16 protein-coding genes are annotated in these 20,412 nt (G+C 46.9%); 5 read left to right on the forward strand and 11 right to left on the reverse strand.

Translation table 11 applies throughout. The features are described from left to right. Positions 1–16 precede the first annotated feature (16 nt). The 7 genes from J3P40_RS08690 to J3P40_RS08720 are packed head-to-tail and all read right to left on the reverse strand — an operon-like array spanning position 17 to position 7,305. Positions 17–1,069, reverse strand: coding sequence for a type III polyketide synthase (locus J3P40_RS08690; RefSeq protein WP_256004738.1), 1,053 nt, complete (start codon positions 1,067–1,069; stop codon positions 17–19). Between the two features lie 2 nt (positions 1,070–1,071). Further along, entirely contained in the window at positions 1,072–1,797 is a 726-nt protein-coding gene (locus J3P40_RS08695) for a methyltransferase domain-containing protein (protein ID WP_256004740.1), read from the reverse strand. Positions 1,798–1,800: 3 nt separating this feature from the next. Beyond that, entirely contained in the window at positions 1,801–2,919 is a 1,119-nt protein-coding gene (locus J3P40_RS08700; RefSeq protein WP_256004742.1) for an NAD(P)/FAD-dependent oxidoreductase, read from the reverse strand. A gap of 45 nt (positions 2,920–2,964) precedes the next feature. Continuing rightward, the gene (locus J3P40_RS08705; RefSeq protein ID WP_256004744.1) at positions 2,965–3,942 is read right to left on the reverse strand and encodes a PorP/SprF family type IX secretion system membrane protein; all 978 of its coding nucleotides are present in this window, start codon (positions 3,940–3,942) and stop codon (positions 2,965–2,967) included. After that, complete coding sequence (locus J3P40_RS08710; protein ID WP_256004745.1) at positions 3,939–4,886, reverse strand: T9SS type B sorting domain-containing protein; 948 nt, start codon at positions 4,884–4,886, stop codon at positions 3,939–3,941. Before J3P40_RS08710 ends, J3P40_RS08705 begins: the two co-directional genes overlap by 4 nt. A 32-nt stretch (positions 4,887–4,918) precedes the next feature. After that, positions 4,919–5,632: a hypothetical protein gene (locus J3P40_RS08715; RefSeq protein ID WP_256004746.1), complete on the reverse strand. Its 714-nt coding sequence runs from the start codon at positions 5,630–5,632 to the stop codon at positions 4,919–4,921. A 50-nt stretch (positions 5,633–5,682) separates the two neighbouring features. Next, positions 5,683–7,305, reverse strand: a complete 1,623-nt coding sequence (locus J3P40_RS08720; RefSeq protein WP_256004747.1) for an immunoglobulin domain-containing protein — start codon at positions 7,303–7,305, stop codon at positions 5,683–5,685. Between the two features lie 421 nt (positions 7,306–7,726). Between J3P40_RS08720 and J3P40_RS08725 the strand changes: the two genes are divergently transcribed. Further along, entirely contained in the window at positions 7,727–8,290 is a 564-nt protein-coding gene (locus J3P40_RS08725; protein ID WP_256004749.1) for a DUF4833 domain-containing protein, read from the forward strand. 47 nt (positions 8,291–8,337) lie between these two features. Here the strand turns inward: J3P40_RS08725 and pgl are convergent, their stop codons facing one another. The 4 genes from pgl to J3P40_RS08745 are packed head-to-tail and all read right to left on the reverse strand — an operon-like array spanning position 8,338 to position 12,816. Next, positions 8,338–9,060, reverse strand: a complete 723-nt coding sequence (pgl, locus tag J3P40_RS08730) for a 6-phosphogluconolactonase (RefSeq protein WP_256004751.1) — start codon at positions 9,058–9,060, stop codon at positions 8,338–8,340. A gap of 22 nt (positions 9,061–9,082) precedes the next feature. After that, complete coding sequence (zwf, locus tag J3P40_RS08735) at positions 9,083–10,594, reverse strand: glucose-6-phosphate dehydrogenase (RefSeq protein ID WP_256004753.1); 1,512 nt, start codon at positions 10,592–10,594, stop codon at positions 9,083–9,085. A gap of 28 nt (positions 10,595–10,622) precedes the next feature. Next, positions 10,623–12,038, reverse strand: a complete 1,416-nt coding sequence (gene gnd / locus J3P40_RS08740; RefSeq protein WP_256004754.1) for an NADP-dependent phosphogluconate dehydrogenase — start codon at positions 12,036–12,038, stop codon at positions 10,623–10,625. Positions 12,039–12,060: 22 nt separating this feature from the next. Then, positions 12,061–12,816: an ROK family protein gene (locus J3P40_RS08745; RefSeq protein WP_256004756.1), complete on the reverse strand. Its 756-nt coding sequence runs from the start codon at positions 12,814–12,816 to the stop codon at positions 12,061–12,063. Positions 12,817–13,352: 536 nt separating this feature from the next. On the opposite strand from J3P40_RS08745, the gene J3P40_RS08750 reads away from it, so the two are divergent. The 4 genes from J3P40_RS08750 to J3P40_RS08765 are packed head-to-tail and all read left to right on the forward strand — an operon-like array spanning position 13,353 to position 20,375. Continuing rightward, positions 13,353–16,358, forward strand: a complete 3,006-nt coding sequence (locus J3P40_RS08750) for a SusC/RagA family TonB-linked outer membrane protein (protein ID WP_256004757.1) — start codon at positions 13,353–13,355, stop codon at positions 16,356–16,358. Positions 16,359–16,403: 45 nt separating this feature from the next. Further along, positions 16,404–17,963: a RagB/SusD family nutrient uptake outer membrane protein gene (locus tag J3P40_RS08755; RefSeq protein WP_256004758.1), complete on the forward strand. Its 1,560-nt coding sequence runs from the start codon at positions 16,404–16,406 to the stop codon at positions 17,961–17,963. A gap of 17 nt (positions 17,964–17,980) precedes the next feature. Then, on the forward strand, positions 17,981–19,252 hold the full coding sequence (locus tag J3P40_RS08760; RefSeq protein WP_256004759.1) for a fasciclin domain-containing protein: 1,272 nt from the start codon (positions 17,981–17,983) through the stop codon (positions 19,250–19,252). A 37-nt stretch (positions 19,253–19,289) separates the two neighbouring features. Continuing rightward, the gene (locus J3P40_RS08765; protein ID WP_256004761.1) at positions 19,290–20,375 is read left to right on the forward strand and encodes a DUF5007 domain-containing protein; all 1,086 of its coding nucleotides are present in this window, start codon (positions 19,290–19,292) and stop codon (positions 20,373–20,375) included. Positions 20,376–20,412: the final 37 nt, after the last annotated feature.

Genomic DNA, 20,412 nt, shown 5'->3' on the forward strand with positions numbered 1-20,412 from the left:
TCAATAATACAATAAATTACCACTTCAGTAAAATCCGCTGCGCGGAAAAACCAGGGCCAAAACTCAGCATCAGTCCGTAGCTTCCCGCCTGCACCTGTTCCTGCATAAACTTTTCTAAAACATAAAATACCGTGGCGCTCGACATATTTCCGTACTGCCGCAATACTTCTTTGGTATGGTCTATGTTCTTGCCCAGCCCGCCAAACAAGCCCTCAACGAGCTGAACGATCTTCTTCCCGCCGGGATGGAAGACGAGCTGGTCCACATCTTTTATGGCCAGACCGTTTTTTTCCAGGAAAGGATGGATGATTCTGTCAAAATGCTCGGCTATGGTATCTGGTACGGCCACGTCAAGTACCATCTGCAGACCGCTGTTGGTGAGTTTAAAGCCCATCATATGTTCGGCATCATAAAAATGATACATCTCATCGGCCAGTATCTGCGGCCCCTCGTCATCGGGGTGCGAAGACAAGAGTACACAAGCCGCCCCGTCGCCAAAAATGGCCGCACTCACAATGTTGGCCATAGAATAGTCGTCCAACTGGAAGGTCGCCGTGGGCGATTCGTAGGCCACCACAGCGGCCCGTTTACCCGGGTTTGCCTTTAGAAAATTGTGGGCATAGATCATCCCCGAGACCCCCGCTGCACAACCCATTTCGGTCACCGGCAAGCGCATCACATCCTGTTTCAAACCCAATCTGTTGATCAGGTAAGCATCCAGCGAGGGAATCATGATCCCTGTGCAGCTTACGGTAATGATATAGTCGAGGTCTTTGGCCTGCCAGCCGGCCTGCGACAAAGCCTTTTCCAGGCAGGAAGATGCCAGCTTGATGCCTTCCCTGGTGTAGATATCGTTGCGTTCTTCAAATGAGCTGCGGGTAAATACTTCTTCGGGCGACATGATGGAATAGCGTTTATCGACCCCGGCGTTCTCAAAAATCTTCTTTACTTTCCGGATAAAGCGCTCGTCCTGTCCATCTAGCCAGCCGTCGAGCAAAGGCAGAATATCTGCGGTGTTTCGCGAAAAAGCGGGCAGCGCTTTAGCAACGGTTCTGATCTTTACATGCATAGTTATTCCTTATCGGTTGAGATGACCCATTGGTAGCGGAAAGCCCATTTCCAGCGGAGCAGATAATTCCTGACATTGAGTTTGTTGGTATAGTATAGCAAATCCTTCTTTTTAAAGCCTCTCAGTATCGAAATCAGGCCATCGTCGCGCGACATGGCGTTTAACCCGAACACGATGCAGACCAGCATAAAAAGATAGTAGGCCAGTTTACTTCGGTGCAGATCGTTTACCACCACGCCCATGGTAGCCTGTTTTTTCAATCCCCCCATTAGTTCCAGCAGCTCCGGGTCCTTAAAGTGATGCAGGGTAAGGGTACACAAGATAACATCGTACTCCCGCTGTTGTTTAATTTCTTCGAAAATATCTGCACAGCGGTACTTGATGCTGGGATACCCTAAAGAAAGCGCCTCGGCATGGGCGACCGTAAAAGCATTGGCATCTACCCCGGTTAGATGCATGTTCAGACCCTTTTTAAGCCCATAATCAGCCAGCACCCTGAGCATATCCCCGTTGCCGCAACCCACATCAAGTATACGTATAGCTTTTCCTTGCTTTACGTTAGACCGGTCTAGCAGCCAGCGCAATCCGCTTATGGTTACCGCATTGCCGCCCAGCAGGCGGTTAATGCTGGCCAGCTTGTCGAGCGCGTCGCGCAGTATCTCGCCTTCCATGGCAAAATCATCCATTATCTCGGCAGCATCACTGCGGTGTTTTGTGTTTACCAGCATAGGTTAAAAAGGTTTTCCGTGCGTTTGTTTAACAATGTAGGGAAGCAGCGGAGGGAAGCTAACCGCTGCGCTCATCGCCATATCGAAAAGTTTCTCCTTGCGCGCCAGCCGCGATAGCAAGTGTCCGTTGCGCAGCCGGCGGCCAAACTGCCTCTTCCACCCGGTATCATAGGCAGTCTCCAGTTCCTGTCTGCTCAGCTCCCCACGAAAAAACGAGGTGCATAACTCCGAACAGATCTTGGCGCCGTGTATGGCCATCGCCATGCCATTACCGCAAAGCGGATGGATAAGTCCGGCTGTGTCGCCCACCATCAGCATATGCTGCCAAACAGGTTCCTTCCGATCAAAACTGATCTGGCTTATGCTCAACGGCTGATCAAATAAGGGCTCTGCGTGCTGAAATATATCCTTCAGATGCCGGTTCTGGTGCAGCACGCCACTGTTAAAGGCGGCTATATTTTTGAATTTTTTGAAAGAATTATAGTCGGCCAGGTAACAGATATTCAACCGCCCGTCTTCCACTTTGGAAACCCCGCAATAGCCACCCCTAAAATGATGCAGCGCTACCGTTTCCGAATCGCATTTGCCCGAATAGTGCGCCTTAACAGCCAACCAGGGCGAAGGGCGCCGGATGAAGGGGCGCGACAATTGCTGATCGAGCGCTGCCCGTTTTCCGTAAGCCCCAATGGCTAGTCGACCCCCGAATTCACCGTGTTCTTTGGTCGACACCACAAAGCCATCATTCTCAAACCTAACTGTGCTAACAGTGTCGGTCAGTATGCTTGCGCCGGCCAACTTGGCCTTTTGGTAAAGAAAATCATCCAGCTTGTACCGGCTTATCCCAAAGCCACCCAGTGGTAAATCGCAGCTCACAGAGCGGCCGCTTAAGGTGGTCACCATCAGTTTTGAAAGCTGTTGTGGACCAAGGGATAGCGGGTCGGCCCCCAAGCTCTGCAAATAGGGCAGGACTTCGTTCGATACGTACTCTCCGCAAACCTTGTGATGAGGATAAGTGTTCTTTTCAACAAGCAATACAGAAAAGCCCATGTTGCTTAAATGAATAGCACAGGTAAGTCCGGCAAGTCCGCCGCCCACAATAATAACGTCGTTATTCGTCTGCATGCTGCGGCAGAAAGCAAACAAATGGCGTACCGTTATAAACAGGAATCAGAATTTGTAGCACCTAAGCGCTCCCGGTCGTTTGGCGTGACCAGTATTTAAGTACAAACCCACTGAAATTTCATGGCTTCCAAAATTATTGTTCTGAAGCGCATTTAGTGCATAATCGTACGAGTAGCCTACCCTAAAAGCGGGAGAAACAAACAGTTCGAAGAGCCCGCCCAGGGCGGTCCGTTTTGTAAGGTTATCCGGAAGATGTTTTCTGGAATATGAAATAGCGGTGCGGTAGAAGGCGCCGAGCCAGACCTTATCGCCCAGAAGCAAAAAGCTATTAATGTCTAACGATGCAGGCCCTTTCAGGTCGTCTTTGAGGAGAAGGGTCGGCTTAAAGGTCATGCCGTTGTTTAATGGAAACAGTGCGCCGGTGGTAAAGTACAGGTGCGGTTGCGGAACCGGCACCAGCAGATTGCTACTGTTGTTCCTGGCAGCGTAACGCGCCAGCATGTTTGCGACTGAGAAGCCCGCAAAATAGCGTTCAGCAGTATAATACACACCAAACCTGGCGTCCGGCAGTATCCTTGTCTCGGTGGTCGTGCTAATCGCATCGTCGCTGTTGTCAATAGCATTGAGCTTTCCGGTGTTAAGTCCCAACTGCATAAATCCTGCAGCAATGCCAAAGCTCAGATGACGCTCTCCGTCGTAACCCAGTCTGATTTTGTAGGCATAGTTTGCATAGCCCGAAAGGTTACTCTGCGCGCCCACCTGGTCAGACGAGATGATCAGTCCCAGCCCGACATTATTGTCATTCAAGGGCATGTCTCCGGCCACAGATAAACTCTTTGGGGCACCTTTTACACCGGCCCATTGTGCACGGTAAAATGATTGCACATACAGTTCCTCTTTATAACCCGAGTATGCCGGGTTTATGTGGATTCCGTTGAATATATATTGGGTGTACTGACTGTCCTGTTGAGCACAGGTACTCATCGTCAGCATCATGAGCGCGGCAGTTAAAAACTTTTTCATTTCTTTTCTCTTAACAACGTGACATAGCCCTTAAAAACTTCCCATTCTGCTCCCTGCGACCGTACTTTGATGACGTAGAAATATGTACCCTCATTGAGTCCGTCGCCCTGCCATTCGTTGCGGTAAGACTTGCTCTGATATACCGTTCCACCCCAGCGGTTTACGATCGTTACTTCGTTTTCGTAATTTTCTATCCCGGGGATTTCAAACCTGTCGTTCTTACCGTCGCCATTTGGCGTAAAGACGTTTGGTATGATGATCCCGATGATTGGTTTACTATCGGACGAGCTGTTATTCGCTGAATCAGGATCCGGCTCCACGGCTGACACTGAAGCTGTGTTTTTTATTATTCCTGGCCTCAAAGCTTTAACCCTTACGCGCAATTCGGCATGCGCACTGTTATTAAGCCGATCGATCTGCCACAATACTGTTCGTGTGCCCGCATTATAATGGGCCCGACCCATCAATGGTGTGACGAGCTCATCAAAGGTTAGCTCTTCGGGTAGTGTATCCAGTACACGTATCTCCGAAGCGTCACCTATCCCCATGTTCGCAACTTTTATTAGGTACTCAAAGGGCTCGTTAATGCTTATGGCGCGCCGCTCAGAAGTTTTTTCTATCATCACGTCGGCCGACACGGCAATGTCATTATCTGTGACGACAAGAACCGGCTCTGAGATATCTGAGGCACACCCTTGAGCATTGAAGGATATGACGGTATAGCTTCCGGGTTCCTTAACCTTCAGGTCGGCCCGGTTGGCCTGTGGGATATAGCTATCATTTCTAAGCCACTGAAACGTTACGGCTTCATTCGATGAGGCTCTTAACCTGATGGAAGAGCCGGCTTTAATTTTAACGGGACCAGGAAGTTCAGATTGCGTAAAGCCTGCCGTTGCGCTTAGCAACAGCAGGCTGGTTACGAAACCTGTTTTTTGTGTTAACATGCCAGATGGATGAACTTTCGTGGCGTTTTTGATCAGTTTGCTGCAATAGTGATTGTTGGAGCGGCTGGTTTAGGGGTTACGATAACTTGTTGTGTATTGGTTGATGTAACCGGGCAGCCATCGCCCAGCAAACTGTTGGCAGTGTTTGAACCCTGTACATATCTCACTGATGCTGTAATGACGTATGTTCCGGGCACCGTCGTATTCAAAGTGAATGCGCCGTTACTACCTACTGTTCCAACAGTTGTTACGTCGACTGCCGCACCATTTCTGGTCACCGTGTAAGTGTAGTTTAGCGCCAGATAATTGTCGTTCAATGCATCGGTTTCGGTGTTGGTTATGTTAGATGCTACATCACTGCTGTTAACTGATCCGTTCGCCTCGCAATAAGCCGCCACACTGGGTGCATCTAAGGTGATACCCAGCGGGGGCAACACGATAATGGTATTAGTAACCGGGTCAGACGCACATGCACCTGAATTTGCATCGGTAACGGAGTTTAGCACCACTTCATATGTGCCTGCCGCACTAAACGAGGTCGGAGCCGTCGCACTTGGATAGCCGGATATCGAGGAAGCTCCTTGTCGCACATCCCACAACAATGAAGTGCCTGGTGCATTGTTTGTGGCATTAAGCGCGAGTGCTGTTCCAATACAGGTGTAATAGGTTGCCGACATTACTGGGCTGTAAAAGAAGAAAAGCATTGCTAAGAACGAGATGTGTTTGAAAGTAAATTTTTGTTTCATGTTGCTTGGTTTTGTTATTAATTGTGTTTGTAATGGATTATGACTAAAAACTAGTTGTTTGCCCGTATGGAGAAGCTTGGTATGAGTGGTTTTGGCGTGACCACAATTGTGGCCGTTCCGGCTTGCGCTTGTGCGCATTGCGTGCTGCTGCTGTCTTTTACGCTAAGAAGTTCATACTGCAATACTCCCGGAACAACATGTCCTAGATGAAGCGTAACAGCGTTCCCATGCACGGTCGTGATGCTTTGAGGTGCGCCTCCGTTAATCCGGTAGGAGAAGGTGTAAGGTGCAGTACCTCCAGCGCCAGTGAAAGTTACGGACGGTGGTGTTAGTGTCGACTCGCAGATGGCGGTATCGCCCGATATAGACGCTTTTGGAAGAGGATTTACCGTTACGCTCACCTTGGCGCGGTCGGAGGCCTCATCGGTACAACCAGGCCTTACCAAAGACACGTAAAATGTATGGTTGCCGGGGGGCAGACCTACCGGAGAGTAGGAGGTCCCCGAAGCCGTTATACCTGCGCTAATCGGGCTGCCGCCTGTGGCCGAATTGTACCACTGGTAACTTGCCCCAGCCTCCGGATTCGCCACGTTTAAGACAATGGCTTCTCCGGAACAACGATATATGTGCTGCCCTGATATGCCAGCCGACGTAACCACAGGAACAGGTGCAATGCGCTCTATTTCATAAAGGCTTAAACTGCTCAGCGCATTTGCAAGTCCGTCGCCCAGCGATACCCTGATCCGATCAAAACTGCTGTTTACAGGAAACGTGAGTTGCTGTATAGCACTTGACCCCGGCAGCAGGCTGAGCTTCAGGAAAGACGACTGATCTGCCATTGTGCTTGCCGGGGTGTTGCCTAAATAGGTCGTTACATTGAAATTGCTTGATATCAATGTCGCATCCAGCAGTCCACCCGCGCCATTGTGAAAAGTTATCCTCACCGAATCGCCCGCTCTGGAAGAAGAGTTGAACAAGGCGGTTTGGTATACTGAAGACAGGACGGAAACGTTCGCCCGGAGAGTTGCCGCAGTAGATAAATCGCCATCAATAGCTCTTTCCGGCGAGGATACCTCGTTAATACCACTAAGCAGAGCAGCTCCCGCAACGCCGTAGAGGTAGTCGGTCACCTCATCGCATTGGATCAGCGCCGGTGGAGAATCCATAAAATACGCATCGTAAATCTCGACAGTACTGGTTGCCACGAGTCCACCCACCTGCAATGTTAATCTGACGGAGTTATAGGTGCCGCCACCGCTGGGTGCAGGCATAACGTAGTCTACCATGTTCCTCCCCGCGGCAAGACCTAAAATCCCCGACTGAAGAACTATGTCTGGACCAACAGGTGTGACGCCTTGGTACGCTCTAAGCGTTATGGTTGTGCTGCTTAGCAGCCCTACGGGTATCGTTGTGGCAAATTTTATATGTACGGGAGTGCTCCGTAAGACTGCCCTGCTGAATTGCAACTGTTGCCATTTACTTTGCGAACCACCAAGTATCCCCGAACAGGTTAGTTTTGACGCAGTTTGCAGGTTTGCATCCGCCGCCATACCAGCATCCGATATTTCGCCGTCCGACACAAATACCCCTTCGCCGCCACCATGCGTTTGTATATTCGCATACACACGTTGGAACCGAATTTGGCCCAGTGCATTGTATGTTGCGAGGGACATTATCGCGATCTTACAGCACAGCAAAATCCACAGTCGGTTATGAGCGTATGTGTAGCGCATATCAGATGGTCGTGATGGAGGAAAAATTGGTTGTTTGTTTCCGCAAAATTATGAAGTACTTATTCCAATGAGTTGTTCATTGCGTTCAAGTTCTGTTCATTGTTTGTTAAACAGTTGTTCTGGTTTATTCAGTTTACAGAACACGTTCTGGTACAAGTTCAAACACTGTTCAAAGTCTGATGTCAAACAGCTATAAAACAGCTTTTACACTGGTTTAAGCAGACTAATACCAGTCTAATAGCAGTCTGACACCAGTCTAAAAGCAGTCTAATTTGCAAACGCAAATGCCCTGAGCTGTCCGTTGTATACCCCTGCATTGTGCTTAAATTTTTCCTGTGTATCTTTGCGGTTCAGAATCTTTATGAATAGTAAATTTATATGGCTCATTTTGATGGCCATCCATGTCACGGTTGGAACTGCGCTGGCGCAAACGGCCGACAACAGCAATCCTTCTCCGCTCAAATTTCCGGTTCCAAAGGGAATCAGCAATCAGCTTTTTTATCTGCAAAGGGATCCGAATATTAATACCATCATCTGCGAACTTAATGTGGATGCCGCGGGTAATGTAAACCGGAAAGAACCGGTGCATGTGTACTGGCTCCGGTATAGTGAGGACGGCAAGAAGGCTGAGCTGAATTATATACAGCGCAAGTTTGCCTACGGCGTTCAGACAAGGGAGCTGGGTAAGGATTATTACGAGCTGAAGTTTGTATCGCGGAAGGAGCAGCCCTTATATCTTCAGCGTTCGGCGGAGGACAACAAGTTTCATGTATACATCAATGTCAATAAAAAGAAAATTATCCTGGAGCGTATTTTCCTGAGAATACAGGGTGGATCTTTCTGGCTTCCGGATGTTAAATACGTGGAACTGAAAGGGGTAGATGCAAACACAAAGGCAGCGGTAATTGAGCGCATAAAAGTATAGCAGAACCTGAGCTCTGCTATACGAATGTTATTTTATTGGCCGGGCGTTTAATTTTCCAGCAGACCTGCTGCGGCGCTGTCCAGAAACCAGGTCGTGCTGCCGTCTATGGGGTCGATAAGCTGAGCAGGACAGTGCTCGGTGTTCTTTTTGCCTTCTATAACCTTTTTCACGGCTTCGGCTTTCCCTTCGCCGAAGACCAAGAATGCAATGTTTTTTGCTTTGTTGATGAGCGGTGCCGTAAAACTGATACGGTAGGTGGAAAGTTTGTCGACGAATACTGAATCGACTTCTGCCTGCCGGTTTTTGAGGATCGTTGTCTCCGGAAAGAGAGAGGCTGTATGTGCATCATCGCCCATGCCAAGCAAGACCAGGTCGAACGCCAAGTCTTCGCCCGCGAAGTGGTTGGTTATTGCTTTGGTATATTCTATCGCGGCCTTTTCAGGCGCCAGTTTTGTATTTACGTAAAAGATGTGGTCTTCAGGTATTTGCAGCGGATCGAGTAGCGCCCTTTTGGCCATGAGGCCGTTGTAACTTTCATGATCGGGCATCACATTCCGTTCGTCGCCGAAAAAGAAATACACTTTTGTCCAGTCAATCCGGTCTTTATGTTCGGTAGCCAGCAGTTCGTAAAGTGCTTTCGGAGAGTTTCCGCCCGTAAGCACAAAATTGAACCGCCCGTTTTCTGCAATGGCGTCGCTGGCGATTTCTGCAATGTAATCGATCAGATCTTCAAAGAGTTCTGAGGGTGTGTTGTATATGAGGATGTTCATGTCTTCATGTTTGGTATACGCGTTAGTCTTTGTTGAGCGGCAGGGTAAACCAATGGAAACCATCGCGGGCAATCAGCGCCTCGGCGTCTTCCGGGCCCCAGGAGTCGGCCGTGTAATTCGGGAAGCTGAGTGATTTTTTGTTTTCCCAGGCGTTGATGACCGGCATGAGGAGTTCCCATGCGGCTTCTACCTGATCTGCCCGCATAAACTGGGTCTGATCGCCCGTCATCACGTCGAGCAACAGCGTCTCGTATGCCTCAGGCGCTTCCGAAGTGTAGGTGCCTTTATAGTCGAACACCATATCCACCGGGTTCAGCACCATGTCGAGTCCCGGACGTTTGGCCTGAACCTGCAAACGAATGCTCATTTCTGGTTGTATACTGATAATCAATCGGTTTTGTTGCCAGTGTTCTGTAACTGCAGCCGGAAATATGTGATGCGGAACATCTTTAAACTGAATGGTGATCAGCGAGGAAGTCTGGAACAGACGCTTACCGGTACGTACATAGAATGGAATGCCCTGCCAGCGCCAGTTGTCCACAAAGAACTTGATGGCTGCAAAGGTTTCTGTGTTGGAATCCGGGTCTACACCATGTTCGTGGCGGTAACCAGGTACTTCCTTGCCTTCTACCCAACCTTTGGTGTACTGTCCGCGTACGGTGCTGAAGCGGATGTCGTCCGGACCGAAAGGCCGCATGGCTTTAAGTACGTCTACTTTCTTATTCCTTATCTCGTCGGCGTCAAAGTTGACCGGTGTTTCCATACCTATAAGGCAAAGCAATTGAAGCAGGTGATTCTGGATCATGTCGCGCAGGGCACCGGCACTTTCGTAGTATCCGCCCCGGTCGCCCACGCCAAGTTGCTCTGTGACTGATATTTGTATATGGTCAATATAGGTGCGGTTCCATAGTGGCTCCAGGAAGGAGTTGGCGAAACGGAAAGCCATGATGTTTTGTACGGTCTCCTTACCCAGGTAGTGATCGATACGGTAGATCTGCTTCTCGGTGAAGATGCTGGTAAGGATATTGTTCAGTTCCCTGGCTGTTTCGAGATCACGGCCGAAAGGTTTTTCGATAACGATGCGGCAGTTTTCTTCGTCGCCCACCAGTTTGTATTTGTCCAGACACTTGGCGATGAGCGGAAACAGGTTTGGTGCTACCGCAAGGTAATAAATGACTTTGGTCTGTGCACCGAAATCTTCGCGCAACTGTTCGATCCTCGATTTCAGGTCGCCAAATGTATCCGGCGCTTCTACGTCGACCGGTGTATAATACACATTGCCCGCAAATTTCTCCCATTTGGCTGCCTTAACCTTGCCAGATCTGGAGAAGCTGTTGACACCCTCCATCAAGGTATCTCTGAATTTATCGTCGTTGAGCGGGCGACGTGCGGTGCCGATAATCGCAAATTTTTGAGGCATGTAGCCGTCGGCATACAAATTATACAGTGCAGGCGCAAGTTTGCGCATATTCAAGTCGCCAGTACCACCAAAGATGACTACAATGGTTGGATTAACGTTGAGGCTGGTTTTCATTCGTGTATTATATATTGGTGTTGCAATTTTAAAGGTTCTCTTCGTTCCAGTCGGCATGGAAAATACCCTCTTCGTCGATACGCTCAAAGGTATGTGCACCGAAGAAGTCGCGCTGCGCCTGAGTCAGGTTGAGCGGCGACTTATCCGTCCGCATCGAATCGAAATAAGTCAGCGCCGAAGCGAAGCATGGCACTGCTATACCCATAGACATCGCGGTGATCACCACATTGCGCGTGGCCGGGAGGATGTCTTTGAGCTGCTGCTGTACGCTGCTGTCGGTATAAAGATGGGTTAGTTCAGGCTGTTTTTTATAAGCCTGGTAGATGTCTTCCAGTAAACCAGCGCGAATGATACATCCCCCTCGCCAGATCTGTGATATTTCTTTGAGGTTGAGTTCGTACTTAAACTCGTCAGACGCCGCCTCCAAAAGGTGAAGCCCCTGAGCATACGAGGTTACCATTGCAAAGTACAGCGCGTGCTCGAGTTGGTCTTCAAAAGCCTTCGGATCAGCAACTGCTGTGTATTCTTCAGGAAATACTTCGTTCAGCGCGGAGCGGAGCGACTTGTATTTCGAAAGATCGCGCGCGCTCACAGACTCGTTTATGGTTGGTATGGGCAACTGAAGGTCCATAGATACCTGAGAGGTCCATTTTCCTGTGCCTTTTGATTTGGCCACATCGCGAATCATGTCGACAAGGAACGCACCGGTTTTTTTATCCTTAAACTTGAAGATGTCGCGCGTTACTTCCAGCAGGAAGGATTGCAGTCTGCCTTCGTTCCATTTTTTGAAAACAGCATAGATCTGGTCGTTATCGTACTTCAGCGTCTTTCTTAGCAGGTCGTAAGTTTCTGCCAGAATCTGCATCATGGCATACTCGATCCCGTTGTGCACCATCTTCACGAAATGCCCCGAAGCACCAGGCCCGATATATGTTACGCAAGGATCGCCATTTACTTTAGCGGAAACTGCTTCAAGAATAGGCTTTACGGCGTTGTAAGCTTCTTTGTCGCCACCCGGCATCATGCTGGGTCCGAAACGCGCACCTTCTTCGCCGCCGGAAATACCCATGCCAAAGAAGTGGATGCCCTGTGCAGCAAGCTGCTGATCGCGACGGCTGGTATCTGTAAAATGCGAGTTGCCACTGTCTATGATCATATCGCCTTTTTCGAGCAGAGGCGTCAGCTCTTCGATTACACTGTCGACTATTTTACCTGCAGGTACCAGCAGCATAATCCTGCGTGGGAGTTCGAGGCTTTGTACAAAATCTTCCAATGAGCTGTAGGCTTTAAGGTTATGTGCTTTTCCGTCTTCTTCAAGCTTTGCCAGCATTCTGGCGTCTTTGTCGTAGCCGGTTACCTGAAAACCATTGTCGGCCATGTTGAGCAGAAGGTTTCGGCCCATGGTTCCAAGGCCGATCATTCCTAAAGTATATTTGTTGTTCATGTTCAGTATGTAGCGGATGATATTAGTTTTCGCTCTTCTTAGGGTATGTAGTATATATAAGGTATCGTTCGTCGGCCTGCCAGAGTTTTGCACCCCCTTTGATGCCGTCCCTGTTGTTTACAATCCGGATATTATCATCCAGATCTAGCGTAATGTGTTTTGCGTTTCCGCCGCCTATATATAAGGTATCGTAGTTAAACACGGTCTTGTATGTTTTGATGATCAATTCGAGCCGGTCGTTCCAGTCTTTCTTGCCGATTTTCTCGAGTGCTTTGGTGCCGATATAGTCGTCATAGTCTTTGGTCTTAGATACCGGAAAGTGTGCGAGCTCCAAATGGGGGAGCAGGTCGCCGTCATATACCAGCGCTGTTCCAAAGCCTGTGCCCAGCGTAACGACAATTTCAAACCCCTTTCCGGATACAATACCCAGAGCCGCCTGGTCGGCATCGTTTACCAACCGCACTGGTTTGTCCAGAAGATCACTTACCTGTTGGGCAAGGTCGATTTCCTGCCACTTGTTCTTAGCCAGGTTGGGTGCAGTAAAGACCATCCCCGATTTGACGTAGCCCGGAAAGCCGATTGACACTTTCTCGAAGGGATGCTCAAGTCCGGAGACGAGCTCTGCAATCGTTTTTAGTACGGCCTCTGGCGTGGACTTCTTTGGTGTGGGCAATTTATTGAACGCTGACAGCAACTCTCCGTTTGAGCTCAACACCCCGGCTTTGACGCTCGTTCCGCCAACGTCTATGGATAAAACATTATTACTGTTTCGTTTCATGATTCAAAATAACAAATTTCCTTTCATTAATCTAGTGCCGTTGTCGTATTTAGTGCATATATATAAGGTATATTTGACGGGTAGGCAACAATGCAAAATTATCGATTGATCTGGACGGATTTTGTTAATATTTATTTTTTATAATTTTTTTGCAAAAATTTGGATTATGGTTTTTCTTTCGTAATATTGTTACTGATAATCGATTTAGCACCATAAAGGATTATCGGGAGAAACCAAATAGATTACCTAATTAAAAAGCCAAACTATGAACCAAACTTTTACTCAAAAACTTGGGAGTGCATGTTTAACTCCTACTCACTTTTTTTTAGGACGTTGCCTTATGATATAGGGAAGAGGTATTGGCTGTCGGTCTGGTTGTACCGTAGCTAAAACGTTTTAAAATATTTCAAATTATTCGATATAAGTTGGTCTGCTGCTTCCGGTGCGGATTTTTCTGTTATCTGGTGATTTCAAATAGAATCTAATACAAACAAATAAATATCAGTTTTCAATCAGTTAATACTTAATTACCTGTTATGCGCATTATTGCAACTATGACTTTTTTGGGTGTGTTGTGTACAACGACATGCTCATTCGGCAATACGGCTAGGTCTGCCTGTGTTTCGAATAACTTCTCTTTCAGGGGGAGCTTTCAAGAACAGACAGATGCTTCTGGAAAAGATACCAGTGGCACGGACACCGGTACCGTAGGCGTTACGCCCATTAAGAAATCTCTTTTAAAGAGACTGGAGTCTAAGAGTGGTAACCTTGATCCAAAGAAGCTCGCTATTTTTCCTGCTGTTACTTTGCAGCAGTATTTAAAAGGAGAGGCTGCAGGTCTTTATGTTCAGGAATCTACCGGCGAACCTGGTGCACCACAAACCATGTTCATCCGCGGAACTTCTCAGCCACTTCTTTCTCAGCGTGAGGTATTCCAGTCGCAGCCCCTGGTAATCCTGGACGGAATTCCGCTTACTGCCGAGCATCCCTATGCGTTAGATATACAGCAATACAAATTTGAGCGGATTGGTCCGGGCACCGACCCGCTTTCGATCATTAATATGGACAATATTGAGTCGGTTCAGGTGTTGAAAGACATCTCGGCAACCGCAATCTATGGTCCGAAGGCGGTTAACGGCGTTATCTTGTTAACCTCTAAGCCAGCTACAACGAAAAGAAAGATCACTTTTGATTCTTATGTTGGTATGGCTACTCCGAATGCTGTAACTACAGTTAACGGTAATTTCGAAAATCAGTTCAGGAGACAGTTTTACGACAGATATACCGGTAATGGAAGCTATTCGGATAATGACGTATATCCGTTGTACTTGAGTGATTCATTAAATAATGCTTATTACGGTCCGGCGAACTGGGACGAGCAATATTATAATAGCGGTCTTGCTTACGGAGCAAACGCTGCGATTTCAGGTGGTACGAATCGTGCGAATTTCCGTTTCTCGTTTGGAGCTCTTCAGAATCAAGGTGTTGCAGATGATACAGGGATTGAGCGTTATAACACAAGGTTTCTGGTTAATATGCAGCCTATAGAATGGCTGACCATGTCTGCAATGGTGAACGCATCCGTATTAAACCGCGACCGCAACAGAAATTTAAGAGACAGGTTTGCGCAGGTTAACTATCTGCCAGATTTGAGCTCTCCAATTGCACCAAATAAAGACAGGTATAATGCATATCTGGCTGAATTTGAAAAAGGGTTTGACAACAATAAGACAAACTCTGTTCAAGGTTACTTCCAGTTTGCTTTCGACTTCGATAAGTTGAAGATCACCACCACTTTAGGTGCGGACTATAACGAGGGGTACCGCGATATTTTCTTTGCAAGAACCTTGTTACAGAACTCTAACTATGCATCTAACTATTATGGATATAGCCAGCGTGCGATGATTGACAATGTTGCGTCGTACGATTGGGATTTGGATGAGAACAATAAGTTTAACTTCCAGTTGGGAGCCTCGTTCCAGTTCGATTCGTATAAATATCAGTATGCTTACGCCTACAGAGGTGCTAACGACTATATAAAAATTAACTTGCTGGAAGCAGACAGACGTGACAACGATGCGATCTTCTTGCTTCCTACGGTGTTTCCTAAAGAGTTGACTTACAAGTTTTTGGATAGAACGAAAAATAATTTGATTTCTTTCAACGCACGTGCGACTTACGAATTTAAGGAAAAATACACCCTTTCAGCCATGTTAAGAAATGACGGGAGCTCGAATCAGCAGCCTACCAGCAGGTGGTTCCTGTCGTCCGTAGTATCTGCCGGATGGGATATGAAGAAGGAATTTTTCGAGCAGGAGAGTGCTGTCTCTAGCCTAAACCTGCGGGCAAGTGCCGGTCGCTTAGCACGTTATGAGCATTTCGATAATTACGCTCAAGGTCCGCAATACACTGCATACATTGGTTATACTGGAAACGTTATTACCCCAGGTTACAATGGTTTCGCTACGCTGACCAGGCCTTATAGCACTGGAAACGTAGGTTATGATGTTGACTGGGCTTATCAGGATCAGTTTAGCCTGGGCGTGGACGCTGGTTTTGCTAACGATCGCGTAAGGGCTTCGGTTGATGTATATGTTAAAGAAGACAAAAATATGCTCCTCGGCTTGCCTACGGCTGCTGAATACGGATACACTTCCTTAATTAAAAATGGCATGAACATTCGCAATAGCGGCGTTGATGTATCGGTCGGCGCTACCGTTTTGCCTGCAAGTAAAACCGTTTCATGGTCTACCTCACTAAACGTTAATTATAACAGAAACGAATTAACGGCTCTTCCTGGAGGCTTAGATGAGATCGTTATTGGTGATCGTATGCTTCGTGTTGGCGAGAGTGTTGGCAGCTACTGGTTGTTAACTAATGATGGTATCTATAATACAGACGCAGAGGTTCCTTCTGTGGGGGGGGTAAGGAGACGTTATAACGGTATAGATATGAAGGCCGGCGATCCGAACTGGAGAGATGTTAATGGCGATAATCTGATCGATAACCAGGATCGTACAATCCAGGGAAATGCGCTTCCGTTGTTTGCAGGTGGTTTTAACAACACCTTTGGATACAAGAAGTGGTCGCTCGATTTAAATTTCTACTACAACTTCGGTCGTGACCTGATCAATCAGGATATGGCAAACCGCTTTGATTTCGTAAACCGTGAGGGTCAGAACAATATTAATTCTGTTCGCGAAGTCACTTTCTGGGAAAAGAGAGGAGAATACTCGAAGTATCCATTGTACAACCCTTGGAGTTCTGTAGCACCGTTCCAGGCTAACCAGGATCTGTTCCTTGAAAATGGTTCGTTTGTGAAGTTGCGCACTTTGTCGCTCGGTTACGATCTAACTGAAGTGATGAAGAGAAAATCTGCAAACGTAGCAAGATTCTATGTTTATGGTAGTGTGAATAACGTATTTACACTAACCAAATATACTGGTCAGGACCCTGAACTTGTGAACTATACTGGATATGATTCAGGTTACGGAATTCAGCTTCCAAGAACTTATTTACTTGGAGTTAAATTGGATTTCTAATCGGACTGAGCTATATAATAATAACGATCAATTAAAATTGAGAAAATGAAGAGAATAATTTTACTGAGCTTAGTTTCTTTCGGACTTCTTGCTGGAGGTTGTAATAAGACACTCGACGTTGATTCAACGCGTGTCGTGAATGAAACCAACTATTGGAGGTCTATCGAAGACGCCAGGGCCGGAATTATGGGGGTATACGGATTGACCAGGGCAGCATTGGCCGATAATAACGGTCATTGGATCTATGGCGATGTCCGTATGGGCAATTTCGATGCACCTATCCGTCAGGATTTAAAAGCGATAATCAGGAACGACCTGAATGCGCAATATCCTGTGGTTGAGGAGCTTTCGAATTGGAGAAGGTTTTACGCCATTGTAAATGCTGCCAATATCTTTTTGGAGCGGATTCCAGAAGTCAGGGCGCAAGACCCGAGATACACTGAAAATAACATGAATGTGGACGTAGCACAGGTCCGTTTTCTGCGTGCTTTTGCTTATTTCTACATGGTAAGAATTTGGGGAGATGTTCCTTTCATTGTAAGTTCAAGAGAGGGGACTTTCGAGAATCAGCCACGTACCGATCAAAAGGCCATTCTTGATTTCGTACAGGACGAAATGACTGCAGCAGCAGCCGTACTTCCTTATCGCTACAGTGCTGAAGATATTCAGCAGCCAGGGCTTTACTACGGTGTAGGTGCCGGAAGGTGGGATGGGGCATTGGTGAGAAAGGCATCAGCCTGGGCTATACTGGCGGAAGTTGCTGCATGGCAGGGCAAGTACGCTGATGTTTCAACATTTGCTACGCTTGTCATTAACGACATGAACAAAGCTAGTTTGAGCTATATCACCACAGATGAGTTAACCAGACCTCAAGGTATATTTTATGATAAAAAGATCAACCAGCTTTTAGCCTTTGGTTTTATCTGGGGTCATCAGGACGCTAGTTTTGCTGGGAACATTGAGTCTTTAACCCTGGCAGAGCCGGTAGTTAACAAAAGTATCCCCGACATCTTTGTTCCAAAAGATTCAATTCTTTCGATCTTCAAGGAAACAAACGACGCCCGGTTCAATATAGATACGACAGGTATTACACGTTCAGACAAATATTTCGTTAATTTCCAGGGCAGATATCCCGTTTTCAGCAAAATAAAAGTGGTACAAAACGGATCAAACTCGCCGAACGACGCAAACTTTAGACTTTTCTCGAGTGCTATTCTCTTAACACGTTTGGAGGAAGTTACGTTATTGCGGGCTGAAGCATTTGCAGTACTTGGCGAAACTACAAGAGCGATCGAAGATCTTAATGCGGTTAGGCAGCGCAGGTACAACGTGGATCAGATGGGTTTGGTGAATAATAACGCTGACCAGTTCATTCGTTATAGTGAGCCTCTGCATGGATCGGTGTTTGAAGCAATTTTCAAGGAGCGTCAGAAGGAATTTATGGGTGAGGGCCACCATTTCTATGACCTGGTAAGATATCATAAGATCAAGCGGAAGGACCCTATGTGGTTGGATCTTATTAACCGTGGTGGTATTTACTGGCCAGTTTCCAGAAAGCTTCTGGCCCAGAATCCATTGCTGACCCAAAATTCTTATTGGAAATAAACTAAACATTAATAGGCATGAAGAGATCAAATTTTAAATCAAGGTATGTAGTGGCATTATTGTTTGGTGCCCTATTGATCCAATTTGGGTGTAAAAAGGAAGACACCTATAGCAGGGCCGTGGATATCAGCATGGAAGTAAACATGAATACTTACGATTACCTGAAGAGCAAGCCAGGCGTGTACGATTCCTTGTTATATGTAATAGATAGAATGGGTTTAGCGGAAACGTTGAAAAGTGGTGAGGTCACGCTTTTTGCGCCTTCAAACGAGAGTTTTCGTATCGCAATCCGCAACCTTAACGATGTACGTAAAGCGCAAAGTAAGCCCGCAATGTTCCTGGGAACAATAGCTGCGGGAGCAACAGACGATATGTTGCCAAGAGAGAGGCCGAAGGCAAGATCTGACAAAGAGCATTTGGACAGCATGATCAACATGTATATTATACCAGGCTTGTTCACGGCGGCAAATTTTTCTTTGGGGGATGGTCTGCCATTGACTTCAAATAAAGTTGATTATCCAATGCACGGGAAGCGTGTATTTGCAGATGCCCAAGGATGGCAAGGTGGTGGTTCTGAAGTTATAGAATTCTCGAATACAAAAAGGAGTGTTTTTGTTCCTCATTGGGCAAAAACGACTACAACCTCAGTTAACATCAAAACAACCAATGGTATCGTTCATTTGCTTGAACCTGACCACGTTTTTGGATTTGATGAATTCGTGACAAGATTGACGCTGATACCTCCACCAACGAACCTGTTCCTTGATCCAAGAGGTGGCAAGACAAATCTCTTCATCGATTGGCAGGACAATGGTAGCTTTGACGGTTCTGTAAACCCGGGGGAGAAGTTCATCTGGTCGTACGATGGTAATTATTTGACCAAAATGGTTGCATCTTTCAGCCAGGCAAACAATAAAGTGTACTTCCTCTGGAGTCCGGTTGATCCGCTGAAAGTAGTTGATGGAAATCCGTTGATAGCTAACTCGTATACCATTACCTCTGCAAACGACTCCAAGACTTACCAGGATCGCGATCCGAAAGCTTGGGTTGTGGAGGGAACAAATGACCAACCGAATCTGAATGATCTGAAGGATAACACCAACATTAACTGGGTTATTCTCGATACGCGTCAGGATCAGGAGTTCACCACAAACTATCAGCGCAAGATATACGATTTTGAGAATACAGTGCCATATAAGCATTACCGGATAACTTTCCTGCAGACTTTTTCAGCTGGCAGCATGCTTCAGCTTTCTGAATGGACATTTAACTACAGAGAGAAATTATAATTAAATGGCTTTGAATAAACTAAACATAACTATGCAAATGCAATTAAAACATAAAGCTGCGGTTCTGATGTTATCGGTAGTTGCTTTCAGCGGTTGTCGCAAGATCTTCGATATACCCGATGAGAAGGATTACTTTAGTCAGAATGCTGATTATACGACCAGGACTTTCGAGCCGATTCTCGGTCGTACGACTGTCTTTAACCGCTCTTTTGAAGAGGATAACTCAACTTTCCCGATGAAGTTTGAGCTGTTGAACCCACGGTTTGGCGATGGTCGTCCTGCAGAGGACATGCTTACCAAGCGCGATGTTCTTGTGTGGACTCAGGAATATACAGGGCAGGAAAAGAGCCTTGCTGAAATTGAGGCGAAGCGGAAGATAGAAAACCGCCCGGTTGTTGAGCTTAGGACAAATGGTGATTTGATCGTATGGAATGCAGCTACAAGGGATATCATTACGCCACGTGATTCGGCACAGTATGATTTTATTCAGAAGCAGCGCTTTTTTGACGTGCGTGTGAGTAATTCTGGGGGGAGTAAGGTTATTCGTGACCTGAAATTCTGGCCCTGGAGGGAACGGCCTTATGAGACTGATGATGTGAGCGACATCAATCCGTACACCGGCGGACGTAACACCACTACGCCTGGTGGAAGCACTTATGTGTTGATGTATCCTTCGTTAAGTGGAATCGTTAGAGAGACTGACCGTGCGAACATGGAGACTGTAAGGGATCGGGTTACTACAAGAATCGAGAAAATTGGCGACGGCAGTTCATTAACGTTCCGTTTTCTGGATAAGGACGGAAACCCGATTAATCCGGCAAGATTTAATATGACCAAGTGGGATCAGGTTGTTCATGGCTTTAACATGCAGATGACACCAGAATATGTTAAGTATGATGTTGCCTACCCTATTCCTTTGGCCAGAATTCCTACCCGGTTTACCCAGGGTGGTGTTAACGGATCTGGCGACCGGGCTCATGTGGAATTTAGCTTCTCAAGAATAGGTTTTGGCAACGTAGTGGTAATCGGAACGATCGCCGAGAACTTCAGCATCTACGAAAAAGGTGACTGGCGGATCACATTTGAGTTTGAGAACGTGAACCCTAAGTTTACAAACGACTAGAATCTTAATGATAAAAATTAATACAATGAAAAGACAT

It is taken from the genome of Pedobacter deserti (assembly GCF_024436415.1).
Taxonomy (GTDB): Bacteria; Bacteroidota; Bacteroidia; order Sphingobacteriales; family Sphingobacteriaceae; genus Pedobacter; species Pedobacter faecalis.

Bases quoted from the DNA above. Each gene is read 5' to 3' on its own strand.
- J3P40_RS08690 (WP_256004738.1), bottom strand. From the start codon at position 1,069: ATGCATGTAAAGATCAGAACCGTTGCTAAAGCGCTGCCCGCTTTTTCG.
- J3P40_RS08695 (WP_256004740.1), bottom strand. From the start codon at position 1,797: ATGCTGGTAAACACAAAACACCGCAGTGATGCTGCCGAGATAATGGAT.
- J3P40_RS08700 (WP_256004742.1), bottom strand. From the start codon at position 2,919: ATGCAGACGAATAACGACGTTATTATTGTGGGCGGCGGACTTGCCGGA.
- J3P40_RS08705 (WP_256004744.1), bottom strand. From the start codon at position 3,942: ATGAAAAAGTTTTTAACTGCCGCGCTCATGATGCTGACGATGAGTACC.
- J3P40_RS08710 (WP_256004745.1), bottom strand. From the start codon at position 4,886: ATGTTAACACAAAAAACAGGTTTCGTAACCAGCCTGCTGTTGCTAAGC.
- J3P40_RS08715 (WP_256004746.1), bottom strand. From the start codon at position 5,632: ATGAAACAAAAATTTACTTTCAAACACATCTCGTTCTTAGCAATGCTT.
- J3P40_RS08720 (WP_256004747.1), bottom strand. From the start codon at position 7,305: ATGTCCCTCGCAACATACAATGCACTGGGCCAAATTCGGTTCCAACGT.
- J3P40_RS08725 (WP_256004749.1), top strand. From the start codon at position 7,727: ATGAATAGTAAATTTATATGGCTCATTTTGATGGCCATCCATGTCACG.
- pgl (WP_256004751.1), bottom strand. From the start codon at position 9,060: ATGAACATCCTCATATACAACACACCCTCAGAACTCTTTGAAGATCTG.
- zwf (WP_256004753.1), bottom strand. From the start codon at position 10,594: ATGAAAACCAGCCTCAACGTTAATCCAACCATTGTAGTCATCTTTGGT.
- gnd (WP_256004754.1), bottom strand. From the start codon at position 12,038: ATGAACAACAAATATACTTTAGGAATGATCGGCCTTGGAACCATGGGC.
- J3P40_RS08745 (WP_256004756.1), bottom strand. From the start codon at position 12,816: ATGAAACGAAACAGTAATAATGTTTTATCCATAGACGTTGGCGGAACG.
- J3P40_RS08750 (WP_256004757.1), top strand. From the start codon at position 13,353: ATGCGCATTATTGCAACTATGACTTTTTTGGGTGTGTTGTGTACAACG.
- J3P40_RS08755 (WP_256004758.1), top strand. From the start codon at position 16,404: ATGAAGAGAATAATTTTACTGAGCTTAGTTTCTTTCGGACTTCTTGCT.
- J3P40_RS08760 (WP_256004759.1), top strand. From the start codon at position 17,981: ATGAAGAGATCAAATTTTAAATCAAGGTATGTAGTGGCATTATTGTTT.
- J3P40_RS08765 (WP_256004761.1), top strand. From the start codon at position 19,290: ATGCAATTAAAACATAAAGCTGCGGTTCTGATGTTATCGGTAGTTGCT.